Source organism: Solibacillus sp. FSL W7-1472, assembly GCF_037969775.1.
In the GTDB taxonomy this organism is placed as follows: Bacteria; Bacillota; Bacilli; order Bacillales_A; family Planococcaceae; genus Solibacillus; species Solibacillus silvestris.
The window spans coordinates 1,283,482-1,299,142 of record NZ_CP150208.1; the positions used below are offsets into that span (position 1 = coordinate 1,283,482).

18 protein-coding genes are annotated in these 15,661 nt (G+C 36.5%); 14 read left to right on the top strand and 4 right to left on the bottom strand.

What is annotated here, in order from left to right:
- Positions 1-55 precede the first annotated feature (55 nt).
- The 10 genes from MKY07_RS06190 (at position 56) to MKY07_RS06235 (ending at position 7,498) form a co-directional block, all read left to right on the top strand.
- Positions 56-706, top strand: a complete 651-nt coding sequence (locus MKY07_RS06190) for an ORF6N domain-containing protein (protein WP_339264099.1) — start codon at positions 56-58, stop codon at positions 704-706.
- Positions 703-1,512 carry a conserved phage C-terminal domain-containing protein gene (locus MKY07_RS06195; RefSeq protein ID WP_339264101.1) on the top strand — a complete coding sequence of 270 codons (810 nt, stop codon included), beginning with the start codon at positions 703-705 and terminating at the stop codon, positions 1,510-1,512. Before MKY07_RS06190 ends, MKY07_RS06195 begins: the two co-directional genes overlap by 4 nt.
- Positions 1,509-2,789, top strand: coding sequence for a replicative DNA helicase (locus MKY07_RS06200; RefSeq protein WP_339264103.1), 1,281 nt, complete (start codon positions 1,509-1,511; stop codon positions 2,787-2,789). The genes MKY07_RS06195 and MKY07_RS06200 overlap by 4 nt, the downstream gene beginning before the upstream one ends.
- Entirely contained in the window at positions 2,786-3,283 is a 498-nt protein-coding gene (locus MKY07_RS06205; RefSeq protein WP_339264105.1) for a hypothetical protein, read from the top strand. Before MKY07_RS06200 ends, MKY07_RS06205 begins: the two co-directional genes overlap by 4 nt.
- On the top strand, positions 3,276-3,398 hold the full coding sequence (locus MKY07_RS06210) for a hypothetical protein (RefSeq protein ID WP_339264107.1): 123 nt from the start codon (positions 3,276-3,278) through the stop codon (positions 3,396-3,398). Before MKY07_RS06205 ends, MKY07_RS06210 begins: the two co-directional genes overlap by 8 nt.
- A gap of 75 nt (positions 3,399-3,473) precedes the next feature.
- Positions 3,474-3,701, top strand: coding sequence for a hypothetical protein (locus MKY07_RS06215; protein WP_339264109.1), 228 nt, complete (start codon positions 3,474-3,476; stop codon positions 3,699-3,701).
- On the top strand, positions 3,698-3,937 hold the full coding sequence (locus tag MKY07_RS06220) for a hypothetical protein (RefSeq protein ID WP_339264110.1): 240 nt from the start codon (positions 3,698-3,700) through the stop codon (positions 3,935-3,937). Before MKY07_RS06215 ends, MKY07_RS06220 begins: the two co-directional genes overlap by 4 nt.
- A 758-nt stretch (positions 3,938-4,695) precedes the next feature.
- Positions 4,696-4,893: an XtrA/YqaO family protein gene (locus MKY07_RS06225; RefSeq protein ID WP_339264112.1), complete on the top strand. Its 198-nt coding sequence runs from the start codon at positions 4,696-4,698 to the stop codon at positions 4,891-4,893.
- A gap of 286 nt (positions 4,894-5,179) precedes the next feature.
- A complete protein-coding gene (locus MKY07_RS06230; RefSeq protein WP_339264114.1) occupies positions 5,180-6,397 on the top strand; it encodes a Fic family protein in 1,218 nt (405 codons plus the stop codon).
- Positions 6,398-7,087: 690 nt separating this feature from the next.
- Entirely contained in the window at positions 7,088-7,498 is a 411-nt protein-coding gene (locus MKY07_RS06235; protein ID WP_339264116.1) for a VOC family protein, read from the top strand.
- 134 nt (positions 7,499-7,632) lie between these two features.
- Here the strand turns inward: MKY07_RS06235 and MKY07_RS06240 are convergent, their stop codons facing one another.
- Complete coding sequence (locus MKY07_RS06240) at positions 7,633-7,809, bottom strand: aspartyl-phosphate phosphatase Spo0E family protein (RefSeq protein WP_014824333.1); 177 nt, start codon at positions 7,807-7,809, stop codon at positions 7,633-7,635.
- 375 nt (positions 7,810-8,184) lie between these two features.
- Between MKY07_RS06240 and MKY07_RS06245 the strand changes: the two genes are divergently transcribed.
- Genes MKY07_RS06245 through MKY07_RS06255 form a run of 3 tightly spaced genes read left to right on the top strand, consistent with a single transcriptional unit; the run spans position 8,185 to position 11,452 of the window.
- Positions 8,185-9,300 carry an ABC transporter gene (locus tag MKY07_RS06245; RefSeq protein WP_339264117.1) on the top strand — a complete coding sequence of 372 codons (1,116 nt, stop codon included), beginning with the start codon at positions 8,185-8,187 and terminating at the stop codon, positions 9,298-9,300.
- A gap of 10 nt (positions 9,301-9,310) precedes the next feature.
- A complete protein-coding gene (locus MKY07_RS06250) occupies positions 9,311-10,525 on the top strand; it encodes an ABC transporter permease (protein WP_339264119.1) in 1,215 nt (404 codons plus the stop codon).
- Between the two features lie 15 nt (positions 10,526-10,540).
- Positions 10,541-11,452 carry an ABC transporter ATP-binding protein gene (locus tag MKY07_RS06255; protein WP_339264120.1) on the top strand — a complete coding sequence of 304 codons (912 nt, stop codon included), beginning with the start codon at positions 10,541-10,543 and terminating at the stop codon, positions 11,450-11,452.
- 102 nt (positions 11,453-11,554) lie between these two features.
- On the opposite strand, the gene MKY07_RS06260 is transcribed toward MKY07_RS06255, so the two are convergent.
- Both MKY07_RS06260 and MKY07_RS06265 read right to left on the bottom strand, forming a co-directional pair.
- Positions 11,555-12,799, bottom strand: coding sequence for an MFS transporter (locus MKY07_RS06260; protein WP_339264121.1), 1,245 nt, complete (start codon positions 12,797-12,799; stop codon positions 11,555-11,557).
- A 65-nt stretch (positions 12,800-12,864) separates the two neighbouring features.
- A complete protein-coding gene (locus tag MKY07_RS06265) occupies positions 12,865-13,602 on the bottom strand; it encodes an SDR family NAD(P)-dependent oxidoreductase (protein ID WP_339264122.1) in 738 nt (245 codons plus the stop codon).
- A gap of 135 nt (positions 13,603-13,737) precedes the next feature.
- Here MKY07_RS06265 and MKY07_RS06270 point away from each other — a divergent pair, with 135 nt between their 5' ends.
- Positions 13,738-14,619 carry a LysR family transcriptional regulator gene (locus MKY07_RS06270; RefSeq protein WP_339264123.1) on the top strand — a complete coding sequence of 294 codons (882 nt, stop codon included), beginning with the start codon at positions 13,738-13,740 and terminating at the stop codon, positions 14,617-14,619.
- A gap of 517 nt (positions 14,620-15,136) precedes the next feature.
- Here the strand turns inward: MKY07_RS06270 and MKY07_RS06275 are convergent.
- The gene (locus MKY07_RS06275) at positions 15,137-15,646 is read right to left on the bottom strand and encodes a DUF3231 family protein (RefSeq protein ID WP_008404968.1); all 510 of its coding nucleotides are present in this window, start codon (positions 15,644-15,646) and stop codon (positions 15,137-15,139) included.
- Positions 15,647-15,661 lie beyond the last annotated feature (15 nt).

Consider the following 15,661-nt stretch of genomic DNA (forward strand, 5'->3'; position numbering starts at 1 on the left):
GTGTGCGACAAAATGTCGCCACCTTAGCTAATCCATATTTGAAAGGAGTTTAACCATGACACTACAAATCATTGAACGTGAAGGCAAACGTGTACTAATGACATCGCAAATTGCAGAAGCGTTTGGGGCCGATACCAAAACAGTGAATCGTAATTTTCAACGAAACCAGGAGCGATTTGTCCAAGGACTACATTTTTACGCTTTGACAGGAGAAGCATTAAAGCATTTTAAAGGCGAGCGACAAAATGACGCCACCCTTAAATTTGCATCTAACTTGTATTTATGGACAGAGGAAGGTGCGTTTATGCTAGCTAAGTCACTCAATAATGACAAGGCATGGCATGCTTATAATTTGCTCGTCAGTCAATATTTCCAGATGACGAAGCAACTTGCACAAGATCCTACAGCTAATGAATTGTCATATAATCCAGAAAGATTTATGGCATTGGAGCAACGTGTAAAAGAAATTGAACTACAGCTGCTGCTAGTCACGCTTCACACATGGGAACAGAAAAGACTGCAAAAAGCAATTAATGAACGTGTGTATGAATTGTGTGATGTGAAAGCGCGTCGCCCAGCTTATTTTAGCGAGTTATACCGAGCGATTAAAAAACGGTACCATGTGGACTCTTATCGGGATGTACCACAGTGTCAGCTACAAGATGCGCTGCTATTTGTTCAAAATTGGGGAGGTATACAAACATGAATCTATTAACCAATGAGCCTCCGTTACAAGTTTTGCCTAGTCTTGCAAAAAAGGTTGGGTTAAACGAGGCAATTTTTTTACAGCAACTGCATTTCAGGCTGCTCATTTCAACACAAGTACGTGACGGTCACAAATGGATTTATAAGTCATTGTGTGAGTGGAATGAGGAATTTCCGTTCTGGAGCTATGACACTTTAAAGCGCATTGTCTCAAAACTCGAAAAAGAGGGCTATATCGTTACGACAAATGCTTACAACAAACTCAAGATGGACAAGACCAAATGGTACCGAGTGGAGTACTCGAAAACGTTGATTTCACCGATAGGGCAAAATGCACTCTCGAATGGGGCAAGTTGCACTGATGGAACAGGGCAAAATGCACCGTTGGAAGAGGGCAGATTGCACCCATCTGATGAGGGCAATTTGCACCCAGCAATACCTAAAGACATTAAGACTAATAAAAACAATATTGTCGAGAAACTCGAAGTTGCAGATGAAATCATTGATTACTTAAATGTAAAAGCAAACAAAAATTATCGAGCTTCCACACCGGCAACGAAACGCTTGATCAGTGGCCGACTTGCAGACGGGTATGTACTGGAAGACTTTAAGCGCGTAATCGATTTAAAGGTTTCTCAATGGCTAAACGATGCTTACTGGAGCAAGTATCTTAGACCCGATACATTGTTCAACGCAACGAAATTCGAAGCCTACTTGAACGAAGCGCCAGTTAAACAACGGCAGACGGTAAAGAGCACATATCAGCCACCACAATTAGATTTTAGCAAGGGGGAAAACTTCGGATGATCATGGAACAAACAATCAGCTTGGAACTAGCGGAAAAAAGTATTTTAGGCTCAATGCTTGCTGAAAATTACTTGATTTTAGATAGCACAGTGAAGCTAGAACATTTCAGCTTAACACATCACCAAGCAATTTATAGTGCCATGCTGGAACTTGCAAGAGCCAATAAAAGCATCGATTACATCACATTACTAAGCGTACGAGAACCAATCGAACTAGGTGGAGCAAACTATATTGTTGACTTAAAAAACTATGCGAACCCTACGAAATTTAACGAATATGCAGAAATACTATTTGGTCATTGGCAGCACGTGACGAAGCAACAAATCTTGGCCCAAGCCCAGCAGGAGAATTGGCCGATTGAACAAATTCAAACCCAGCTTGATGCGATTACCGACAGTGATAGCTTGCAGGAGACAAGCATTACAAATGCTCTTGTGGAAGCTGCCAATCGTCCGTATGAACCGGAAAGCGCAAAAATAGGCATTAATTCCGAGTTGAGGGACTTTGACCGGATGACAAACGGCTTTCAGGATGGCGACTTGTTCATAATTGCTGCCCGTCCATCGATGGGGAAAACGGACACCATGAACCACTTTGCAGTACATGCAGGATTCCAAGGGTACTTGCCCATTATCTTTTCGTTGGAAATGAAAAAGGAACTGCTTATTGATCGTATGATTGCAACAACAGGCAATATTAACCGATTGTATTTACGTGATCCATATGCCACAATGTCGGATGCACAAAAAGCGAAATGGACACAGGCAATCGGATTGCTTAATAACGCAAAGATTCAAATCGATGATCGCCCAGCAATGACCGTACCGCAAATTAGAGCAACAGCACGGAAGCTCATTAAGCAGTTCCCGAATCGCAAGCCGTTAATATTAATCGACTACCTGCAAATCATTCGGGCCAATAACTTAAAGGACAATCAAACCCAGCAAGTCGCACAGATTAGCCGTGACTTAAAGCAAATGGCACGTGAATTTAATTGTCCTGTTGTATGTCTGTCACAGTTAAATCGTAGCGTGGAGCAACGCCAGGACAAGCGCCCGGTAATGGGTGATATTCGGGATTCAGGAAACATCGAACAGGATGCCGATGTAATTGCCTTCCTGTACCGTGATGACTGCTACGACAAAGAATCCGAGTCCAAGAACTTGCTAGAAATCATTATTGCGAAACATCGAAATGGACCGACTGGAACTGTACCGATCGCTTATGTAAAAGAGACAGGTCGTTTATTAAACCTTGATTGGCAACAACCGAAATGACAGCCATTACGGTTAAGGAGCTGTTGGAATATGCCATTGAAGGAGAGCACCGTGTGCTGGCACATACGATTTATTGGAGCATGACAACACAAGGGAGTGCGTTGACGGATGATTCACAAAAGTTATTGGATTTACCATTTGATCGTGACCACATTAGTCAGCTTGTTCAACAAAATATTTTAGGTATGGGGCAAATTAAACTTTACGTTGTGAAAGTAAAAGCCGATTTATTCGCCTTCTACTTTGCACGCAATGCCCTGGAAGCAAGCGCTTATCATAGTCGTTTATTTTTCCAAAAAGCTACGAGCATTGTTGATGCTGAGCGATTGCTATATAAGTACATGTATTTGGTCGATATCGATAAGCAAATGATGTTAATTGACTTTCGAAAAGAGTTGCTGCAGTTTCCGGCCTACCTTGGCCACGCCAAAGCAAATGACCATAAATTGTACCGTTTAGATCAGCAGCAGAAAGGAATGAATCAAGTTGTCTAAAGCCCAGCGTGAAGAAATTATTACGGTTCTGATGATGCGTAGAAATTACTCTTTAGAATTTTTGGATAGTTGTACAGATGAAGTGTTGTTAAAACTGTATGAGCGAGAAGCTTAATTTTTTTTAGAGTTAGATGTAAATATTTTTCATTTGAGGAGTCAACTCTATGAGATACCGAAAGGTGGAATTGAAATGTTGAATATGAATCTATTTGAAGAGATCGGTGTTGAATCAGATCCGATTTATCAAAAAATAGCGAAACTCCAAACAGGCGATGTCATTGAAATCGATGGCATCCAGATTCGCCGTCATAAATTTTATGAAATTGAAAATGAGTATGAGCACACACCTTTTCAAACATTAATCAGCTGTTATCGCCATGTGAGCGATCTGATTGTAAAGCAGGTGGCAACAGCATGAAGAAACTGGTGCAGCAACAACGCCATTTATTGCTCAAGCGTTTGGATGTGCTCTCGCCTCAATTAAAAATCGAGGTCGATTCTCTAAGAGCCGACGAAATTCTGCAGGAAATGCATAACATCGGAAATTTGCTTCAAGAGCTTGTGAATATACCAGTAGCTAACCATCCTTTTACACTTGATCCAGAATTTAAAGAACACGGGAAAACAGGCTATCAAGCAAAAATTGCAAAGTGAAAGGAGTACAATGAAAAAGCTTAGGATTTTTATAGATTGGATTGTTTATTTTGCAGATCGGATTATTAAGTAATTGAACTATTATATGTAGGAAGGGGAGTGTACGAAATGATGTTAGGGAAAATTAGCGTTGTAAGTGGACAAATAGCTTATTCTCGTTTAACTAGTAAAATGTCAGAAATTGAATATACTTAGGCGAAGGCTCATGTTTGAATGCACATGCTGAACGAAAGTCAAAATCCGAAGGAATGGCTAAAACCTAATAGCAAAGGTACGAAAGTCAACTTCCATTATATAGCATCCCAAGAAGAATACGAAAAAGGATTAGTAGATCTTAAGTGCTGCTTAACGGAAATAAATGTTCGTTTTGATTTGGATTACAAATTGAGAAAAGAAGGAAGTGTATGAATTGTGTGGTAGAAGAAGTGTCTTTCTTGGCTATACTGCCATGAATACCTGGTAGGAGGCACAATGATTTGTTATTTCTAATGGCTTTTGTTATACAAATTGTTATTTTTGGTTTAATCGTGTTATCGCTTTTTATAGTAAATGGATATAAGTTCTAAAACCCATAAAAAAAGACCTGAAATTCCAGTCCCAAGTCAGCAAAAATATACGTGATTATTATAGCACGTATGTCCGGTATATGCAGGTGTTTTGATATAATAAAGATAAAAAAAGCTACGGGTGCAACCGTAGCTTGGATTTAGAACAGCCCTTTGATTTGTACAATATTATTATATCAGAGAGGTGTCGAATTGAGAATTAAAAATTTGGAAATTAATAGCGAAGGGCTCCTGTCGGTTGATATAAAGGAGTTGCCTGAGAGCTGTGTCATCATTTTGTCGAATGGAATAGCAAAGTTTTCAGAACTACCAGCATTTGCTGAGACAAAAATAGTAACTCATCAAGGGCGAGTGAAAAGAATTCGTTGGGATGAGGTAGAAGAATTTTGATATTAGATGAGGTAAAAAATTTTATTAAATAGAACGCAAAATTCAATTATAAATAGAAATAAAAAATGAATTGTTCTTCTAAGTTCAAGGCATACTTTTTAGATATAGAAAATATATTTTTCTTATATACGAAAAAATAAACTTTCACAGAAAATACGAATATAAATGAAAAATTAAAATGTATAAAAATCAATAAGTAACATATTATATAATATTGATAATTAAATTAGACAAAACGTTACCTATATGTCAAAATTGGATTAAAGTGATACATAGGAGTGGTGATATGGAACCTTTATACAAAGTTTTTAATAAATATGATAATAAAACTTTTGAAGAAACTTCTAGAATAAGGCAAATCTCGCCATCAATTCAAAAATGCGGATTAATTATAAAACCTTTAAATAGCTTTAAAAGCCATGAGTTGTACTATATACCTTCAGTTGAAATGCTTAAGTTAACTGAAGAAATATTTGAAATTGATCAAAAAATTAGTGAAGAATTTAATTCACTTCCTCACGTAGCAAAAAAAAGATACATTATAGAATCAATTGTGGATGAGTTACAAAATACAAATGAAATCGAAGGGGTTAGGAGTAGTAGAGAAGAAATTGTTAGAAGTGCTAGAGCTTTAACAAACAATACGAATGAAAAAGAAAGATTTTCAAGTATGGTCGCATCCTATGCCAAACTAACTTCAAATGAATTAACAAAAATTAATAATCCAGAAGATATAAGAAAAATTTATGATTACCTTCTTGAAGGAGAAATTGAAAAGAATGAATTGCCTGATGGTAAAATATTTAGAAAAGATCAATGTGTAGTATATAAAAAAAGTGGGACCTTAAAGGAAATTCATAAGGGCGTCTATCCAGAAGAAAAAATAATCGAACATATAGTTAAATTGATTGAATTTGTCAATTCAGATTCTCATTCGTTACTAATCAAAATTGCAATAGCTCATTACTATTTTGGTTATATCCATCCTTTTTATGATGGTAACGGAAGGATATCAAGATTTGTAAGTAGTATGTACCTTAAAGGAAAATTTTCACCAATAACGAGTCTTTCGTTATCTAGAGGTTGCAATAAATTTGTTGAAAAATATTTAACAGCATTTGAAAATACTAATAAGTCAAGTAATCGTGGTGAAATGAATCAATTTATAGTATCTTTCTTAGAAATAATTAAGGATACTCAACTTGAAATGTTGGAAGAGATTAAAGAAAAAGTATATTTATTAGAGCAATTCATTGAACATATGGAAAATGATGAAATTGTTACTGAACTTTCTGAATTTGAACAAAATGTGATTTATGTATTAGGACAGAATTTATTGTTCTCATCTGATAAAGGTTTAACAGCGAAAGAACTTCATACAATATTTAATGAAAAATCAATCCAAAGCTTTAGAAGAATACTAAATCACCTTGAAGGATTGGGTATCGTTGGCGTTATTGGTGAAAAACCTAAAATTTACTATATAAGCGATGACTTTTTTTAATAAGTTCAACCAGCCATCTGGAGGACAACAATAGATTGCAGTGTGCAGCTGCATCTTTTGTTGTCCTTTTTATTTTGATGAAAAATGGAGGAAATCAAAATGAACACAAGAATTATTCAAAGAGTAGACGAAAAATTAACTCGCAAGGCAGTAGAAGAAAAAATGGATACGATCTTCGAATAATTTTATTTGGCCAGCCATTGCCTTCTTTTTTCCGAATCCGGCCATACTAATTGTTTCTTCTATTGTATTCAAAATATCATCTCCTCATTTACATTTTATTGGTAGAAGATAAATTAAACAATAGTATAAATAAGAAGGTTTATGTTGTATAAATACTTGTATAATTTTTGCCCACAAATGATTTTCTGCTTTGCCCACAAATTGCCCACAAACTTATAACTTTCTACAGTGTATTATAATGAACGAACTTCTCAAAACATTGATTTATCAACATTCCTAGTGAACTGAATTACCACCTATTATATAGGGACAGAATCCGTACAACCGTTACACAGTGGGAACGCGACCAATATTTGAAGATGTACTAAGAGAAAAGCGTCGGGGCTGTATGCTCCAACGCGTTTTTCATATTAACAGATATACGATATGTAGGATCTTGATTTCATCCGTATGTTGTAGAGTATTTTTCTCCTTTTCTATCTAAAATGGAAGAAGGAGGGGATGTAAATGAAACAGTGGACAGAAACATTACATGTAGCACAATTTCGTATCGCACGGCCAACTGATCAATTAGAACAAATCGAACGTTTTTACTGTGAAGGTCTTGGTCTTAAGAAGCTTGGTGGCTTTAAAGGGCATCGTGGATATACCGGCATCATGATTGGCTTACCGGATGCATCGTATCATTTGGAATTTACTGAGCATGTTGATGGAAGTCCATGTACTGCGCCAACGGAAGATAATTTGCTCGTTTTTTTTATGCCTAATGTCAAACAAATTCAAACTGTACAGTCTCGACTCGCTAATATGGGATACGATGAAGTTCCACCGGAAAATCCGTATTGGGCAGAAAAAGGTGTGACGATTGCGGATCCGGATGGTTGGCGTATTGTATTGATGAACACGGACGGTATTTAATTGTGTATATACAAAAATTTAATAAAAAGAAAGCGTTGGGGCTTATGCTCCAACGCTTTTTTAATAACAAAACATAAATACGGCAGGTCTACGTACAGAACCTGAGCGACATTATTTATGTATTCTCTCTATTGTTATGCAGCAGTATCCGAATACTTATTAAGTAATTCGTCTAACTCTTGACTGCAATGTACTACTTCAGGGTGTGTGAATCCTAGATCATTTGCTTTTTTGTACATGTCTTTTCTTTTAGATTCAATTCTTATTCTCAATCTTAGTCTAAATATTTTTTTGAAAAATAAAAATCTCATTGCTAAATTTATATTCCTTTCTGAAGTTTTACGATGTTTTACTATTTTTGAGTTAAATAAAACAGCGCTTATTCATCGTAACTTATTACAAAATAATACAGTGTCGAAACATGTTAGAAACAAAAAGTTCACAATTTTGTAAAAAACAGGTGTATTATATAAAAATAATTTTATCTCATATTGACTTCAGTTATGAAACGAAATAGTTAAAGGAGAGTAGTGAATTTAGAAGGGTTTTCTTCCTTTTTATTGAAAAATTACCTTTTAGTTTGAAAATTATTAATTGATAGATTATTCTAATAAAGTACCTGTTTTTGAACTTTAGGTTTGTAAACGTTTTCAATGTCGATATATAGAAGGGGAGGGAGATTATCTATGTTGCAGGCGTTAAAAGTAGGGTTATTAATCGAACGCTCCAACCGAAAAAATATTGTCGCGTTACTTGCAGTGATCGTCATTGTGTTCGGCTGTATGTTTTTTATTAAAGCACAGTCAGTAGGGGATCAGCTCAATGAAAAAAGGGGCGACTACTATAGTTCGCGTGCTGTATTATCCAAGTTCCAAGTGCAGGATGCCTCAAGGGACGGGGATGGCAGTGAATTATTTAAAAATCTGACACAGCAAAAAAGTGCCGTCGCTTTACAAATTGCCTCATTAACTGTAGAAAATTATCCGATGTATTATGAGGCGTCCTACCGTATTGCAGAACTGCGTCAACAAGCTTTTGATATGGAAGAGTATGAAAAAGTGGAGGATTTACTGCCTTCCAAGTTCCAAAATTCATTAAACTATTTATATTTTAAAACGATGTACGAATCGGGCAAAAATACGATTAGCGATTTATCTCATTACATACCATTTTTATTGTATTTCTTTAGTTTAGTAGGTGTTGGCTGGTACATATTCATGAGCTTCTATACGAGCTCGATTTTGCTGGATGATTTTGAGCATTCAAGTATTATTAAAGGCTATCCTGTTCGTTTTGACCAATATATGATATCCAAATGTATCATTGCCTTTTTATATGTTGTTGCATTTATTGTACTCATCTTTATTAGTGCGTCGCCATTGTTATTTAATGGTTTGGGAGATAGTTCCGCAAAAGTAGCTGTTTATTTAGGTGAGCCGGCATTAATTTCAAGTGTGTACTATATTGTACTATGTATTGTCTACATGATCGTCAGCTCGATATTTGTAATGCTCTTATCAATTATTTTAAATGTTCTGCTGAAAAATATGTATTTAACATTGTTTGTTCATTTTATTCTATTCTTTTTACCTATTATTTTCCCTTCAATTATTAGTATGTTCCCGTACAATCCGTTCCATTTTATGAACTTCAATGAAATTTTAAATGGAATGCCGTTAGATTTAGTACGTCCTGTGGATGTAACGATGAATTTTGGATTACTGATTATGAGTATTTGTATTTTAATCATGTTATTCGTCATTAAAACATTCTTCTCTACAGGAAAAATTAAAAGGGCCTAGGGGGAAAGAAATGTACGGATATTTTAAATTTGAACTGAAACAGTTTTTTACGAATAAGAAAAACTTGGCGATCTATTTTCTACTGGCATTTGCTGCGATATTTTATGCATTTAAAATCGCACCTGCCTATGATCCGATTGAAAAGGTCGATCGGGAGGAAATTGAAGCCCGCTATTTAACGCGTCAGGAATTTATTGATGATTTAAGTAAGAGGGATTTATGGGAAGTACATCCGACATCAGTTAAAGCATATTATGATTTTGCTGATATCAACCCGCTGGATAAGGCAAGAATGGATGCCCTTGATGCAAATGATCTGAAAAAGTATGCGGAAGTAACAAGCGCCTGGTATGTTCAAATGAACTATTTGACTTTTTATAATGAACAACTTTTCTATAATGACCGATATTATGTGGCAGACAGGGAATTTGCAAATGTTGAAGGTGCTTTAAATGCGATGGATCAACATTACCGGTACGGTGCTTTTGATGAGGCGAATTACGAGTTGTCGATTGGTGTTTTTGAACAACGTACGGCATTGCAGACGTTTGAGCGACTTCTGAAAGGCCCGCTTCCTTTAATATTAATTATTTGTACCTTATTACTGGCGATCGATATTGTGACGAAGGATCGTCGTCACCCGTCGCTGTTAAAAGGTTTTCCGATTGCCGACTGGAAGAAGCTGCTCGTAAAAATATGTGTTGCTTTTATCGGCAGTATTACATTATTTGTTCCTTTACTTATTGGTTTTATGATAATCGGGGCTCAATCAGGTTTCGGCCATCTTAAACTGCCATCACCCGAGTATGCTTTTAATTTCTTGCAATGGGGGAATGAGAGTTTAGCTAATATGATGACATTAGGTATGTTTTTGGGTCGGTCTTTATCATTACTGCTTGTATGGTTCATTGTCATTATCAATGTAGTTATTTTAAGCAGTGTACTGTTCCGCCAAGAAATGGTGAACTTGGCGGCCGGACTATTAGTCATTTTTGGCGAAAAGTTTTATCTAAGCCGCGGTATCGGGTATTTTTGGGGAGTGGAAAAAGTTCCTACAACGTATATCCATGTCGGAAAAGTTGTGTCTAGTTATCAGAACTATTATTTAGGAAGTGAGAATGTAGATTATCAATACGGCCTGCTGTTATTGTCAATATGCGCAGTTGTCCTATTGGTCATTACGCTGCTCATTTCATTTAATAAACGTTTTAAGCTTATAAAATAAAGGGGGGGACAACGAATGATTGCTATTGAAAATATTACCGTTCAATTTGCTGAAAAGAAAGTACTCAACGATATTTCAATCAAGTTTGGACAGGGCGAGATGATCGGGCTAGTTGCACCAAACGGAACCGGAAAATCCACTTTGATGAATGTCATAATGAACTATTTGCCGCCAACAAGCGGGAAAGTATCGTTTAACGGTAATCTTAGCTATTCGAGTAAATCAAACGAGGTGAAAATTCACGAGTTTGTGTCGATGATGCCGGATCAAAGTGATTTATATAACCATTTAAGCGGTCGTGCCCATTTAAAAATGTTCGCAACGATGTGGAAGTCCGATCCGAAAATGATCGACGAAACAATTGAAGCGCTGAATATGGGCCATTATGTAAATAAAAAAACGGGTACTTATTCACTCGGTATGCGTCAGCGTCTTTGTTTTGCAATGCAAATTGTAGCAAATACAGACATTATGATGATGGACGAAGTAATGAACGGGCTCGACCCGAATAATATTGAAATCATTTCTAAGATTTTAATGAAGAAAAAGGCCGAGGGGAAAATGATCATTATTGCTTCGCACTTGCTCGATAATCTGGAAAAGTACGCCGACCGGATTTTCCTGTTCAATGGAGGCAAATTGGTCGATACGAATGAAATTATTGAAGGGTTCAGCCAGGCGAAAATTAAAACAGTACGGGTAAAAAATATGGAGGAATCCGTTAAAGCGCTGCTAAAGGAGAAATATCCGCTAATTGAGCAGCAAACACTCGTTACAGATATGACACTGCTGCATCTTCCTAGTTCGGAACCGATGCTGTTAAGCGAGCTAACTGAATTTTTGGTGGATAACAATGTAATGGATTTTGCATTTGGCAAAGTGACATTGAATGATTTATATGCGCTTTACTATCATGAAGTTGTATAATAAAAAGCCTTCGTCAATCAATTTTGACGAAGGCTTTATTTATAACGAACACAAGTTTGAATGGTATGCTTGTAAGTTATTAAAGAGTAGAAATTTTACTTTTTAAACATTTAATTTTTTCTTCCAGTTCAATGAGAAGATACTTGAAGAAATAACAACTACAAATAACGTAATTACCGTAATAAATACGATGTAGTAAGAACCAGTTGTATCGAAAATATAACTGAATAAAGTAGTACCGACTGCAACACCTAATGTAGAAGCAGACATGATTGTAGTATAAATGGATGCATAGTCTCTACCGCCAAATACTTCACGAATAACCATTGGAGGTAAAAGGGTAGACCCTGAGAAACCGATACCGAATAATAATGCACCTAAATACACCATAGCGATGCCGAATGAATCAGAGAACAGTAGCGCAATCGTACCTAAAATACCACTGCCGATACCAGTCAACAATGCTAATTTAACGCCAAATTTATCGTTAACCGCACCGATCAGAAACTTCCCGCCTGTTTGACCGATCGTTACACATGTAACACCTGTAGCGGCCATTGCAGCAGAGAAACCAACTGATTGGATAAAGTTTGGTACGTGGAAGCCAACTGTAGATGCTAAACCAAATAAACCTGTAAATCCTAAAATTAAATAGAATGGAATTGTTTTGATGGCAACGTTTTTCATTACCCCAGTTTCAGGTTGTGCTTGTACAGCAACTTTATTTGTTGTTTCTTCAGCTCCATAAGGCTGTTTATTCATATCTTCTGGTTTTGAACGAATAACGAATAATGTAAATGGCAAAATTAATAGGGCGATACATACACCTAAAATCATGTATGTTGGACGCCAGCCGATTGATTCGATTAACGCACCAGTGATTTGAGCGAAAATCGCACCACCAATACCCATGAAGGCCATCGCAAAACCTAATGCTGTACCGGCTTTTGCTTTAAACCAATTGTTGATTAGTAATGGAATCGTACCATAAATCAGGAATGTACTACCGATACCAAGTGCAACACCTGAGATGTAGAAATTCCAGGCAGATGTATAGAAGCCCATTAATCCGAATGCGAGTGCATTTATAATACCAGCTATTGTTAAAATATAACGAACATCGAATTTATTTAAAAACTTCCCTGCAAACGGTAAGAAAATTGTTACTGTTAAATACATAATTGAAGTATACAAACTAATATCAGAAACACCAACACCGAAATCTTGTGCTACAGCGCGATATAATAGACCAGCACAGCTTACGATAATACCGACACTTGCCGCATAAATTGCAGCACTTGCGATCATGATCCACCAGGCATAGTGCATTTTCCCTTGTTTTTCCATGTTATCTCCTTTTTTATATCGGAGAAGCAGATGAATGCTTCTCCTCATAATTTATGCAAAATAATTTATTGAATTGTGAAACCGCCATCAATTGTTACCGCAGTACCGCTCATGAATTTCGCTTCATCAGATGCTAAAAATACAGCTAAGTCTGCTACTTCTTCAACTTGACCGAATGTACGTGTCGGTACAGCTTCTTTAGAAAGACCAGCTAAAACGTCTTTTACTAAAGGCGTTTCAATTGTACCCGGGCAAATTGCGTTGATTTTAATCCCGTAGCGAGCGTATTCGCTAGATAAATGTTTTGTATAACCAATTGCACCGTGTTTAGAAGCTGTGTATGCTGCTCCACCTTTACCTGCAACTAAACCGGCAACAGAACAAATGTTTACGATTGCGCCAGTTTGACGCTCGATCATGCTTGGTAATACAGCGTTACAGAATTCGAACATGCTTGTTAAATTAATATCAATTAAAAATTTCCATTGATCTAATGTAGTTTCAAGCGATTTTTGATATTTGTCGAATACACCGGCATTGTTAACTAGCACATCAACTGGACCGAAAGTTTCTTCCGTCACTTTGATACAGTTTAAAATATCCTCTGTTTTCATGACATTTACTGATACAGCGATTGCTTCGCCACCAGCTGCTTTAATTTCTTCTGCAACTGTTTGTGCACCCTCAAAGTTTAAGTCTGCAACAACGACTTTTGCACCTTCTTTTGCAAACCGAATTGCTTCGCCTTGACCCATTCCGGAGGCTGCTCCTGTAATAATGGCAACTTTATTTTGTAAACGCATAGTAGATCTCTCCTTAAATCAATTTTTAATAATTGCTTGTGCGCAATTTATATCTTAAACTTAGGACATATATAATTAAAAATACTTATTTTTTATTTTGATATAACTTAAAGTTATTAAGAGGAGGTGATTTGAATGGATTTAGTAAAACTGCGCTATTTTTATGAAACAGCCAAAGTGCAAAATATGTCGCATGCTGCAAAAGAACTTTTGATTTCACAACCGGCATTAAGTAAGGCAATTGCCCAGCTGGAAGAAGAATTGGAGATGGATCTTTTTTACCGAAACGGCAAACGTATTACACTAAATTCAAATGGTGAGTTTTTATTTAAACGAGCGGAGCGGATTTTTGCTGAAATACTGGATCTGGAGAGAGGTCTACGTGAATTTCGTGAGCAGGGGAATGGGGAACTGTCCATTGTTACAACGTTACCTTATACATTCACGAATATATTGAATGAGTTTTTGAATTTCTATCCAACCATAAAATACAAGCAAGTACCTTTATCGAAGGATAATCTTGAACAATTTATTGAATATGGAAAGTTTGATTTGTGCATCACAACGGAGAAGTTGAACCATCCGAATGTAGAGTGGCTTCCATTGTTCAACGAAGAAATATTTTTAACGGTACCTTCGACATACCCGGAAGCTAAATTGGCGTCGGTTCATCTTTCCGAATTGCGTTCTTTACCATTCATTGGTCTGACTGCTGAATACCGTTTCCGTCAACTGACGGATAATTTTTGCCAGGAGAACGGTTATACACCTGAATACCAAGTGGAAGTAGAAGAAGCAACGACAATATTACAGCTTGTAAAAAATGGTCGTGGAGCTGCCTTTACACCTGAAACGTCGATGAATATGTATGATGATAAAATCAAGCATGTTCGCATTGAAAATGGGGAATTTACTCGAACGATTGGATTATTAAAACATAAATATACTTATGCTACAGCCATTTCTAAAGCATTTATCCAGCATTGCTATGATTATTTCGAGAATACACATAAATAACACGATAAAAGACGAATTCCCCGCCTATTGAACATAGACGGGGACATTTAAATATTAGGGGGGAGTTGATTGTTTTGTCGAACAATGTATTGTAATAGTTTAGTAGTCATTCGTTGAGCAGAACTTAATAAACTATAATTCGTCCAAATTTCTTCCAAGAAATTTGATGGTTCTGAATTTTATAGTTGGAGGCTGTAAAATCCAGTAGTAGACTAAGTAAAAGTCCTGAATTAGAAAAATCATAATTTAAATTCGATTATTTGTGCTGCAAAATTAATCTTTTGCACAAGTAAAATATACACGCATTTCTATATCATTAAAAATACTTATTTTTTATTCTGATATAACTTATGGTTATTAAGAGCCTGCTACTTAAAAGCAAAACGCCATTTCTTTAATAAGAAATGGCGTTAATGATTGTATGGTGAATGGGGATCTGTATCACAGTGCAATATAATATTTAGTAAAAAAATATCTATTCGAGTAGAATATATTGTGCACTAATTACTTTCTTTCATTAATGCAACGGATGGTGCAGATGCAATGGTGGTGGGATTAGCCAGCCTTTTGCTTTGTTTAAGCGTAATAACTTTGCCCCAAGCTGTGCCTTTGCTGTATGGAATTGACCATACATCATTCCGATATCTTCTCGCATTGTCATACCCATAGCCTGACTGCAAGCAACTAAACCGGCAGCGACATCTACAGATAATGCGGCACTAATTTCAGGATCATTGAATCTTGCTCCTGGCGGGATATTTTCGATTCGTGCTTCAGGACGTTCCGGTGGTGCAGGAGGAAGTCCAACTCCATTTAATTTAAGAATTTTTTCTAATTGCTTAACTTCATCTCTTGCAAATTGGATAAAGTCTTCAATTATTTTTTTCAAGTCCTGGTCACCGGCATGATTATAAAAAGTCTGATACCCTGCAATCATACTGTAACCTGCAGCCAAACTTGTCCAAATGTTAAAAACTTCTCCATAATGTAACGGTTCGTCTTTTGGGTTACCCGTTAATATTCCCATCATTACACTTCCTTT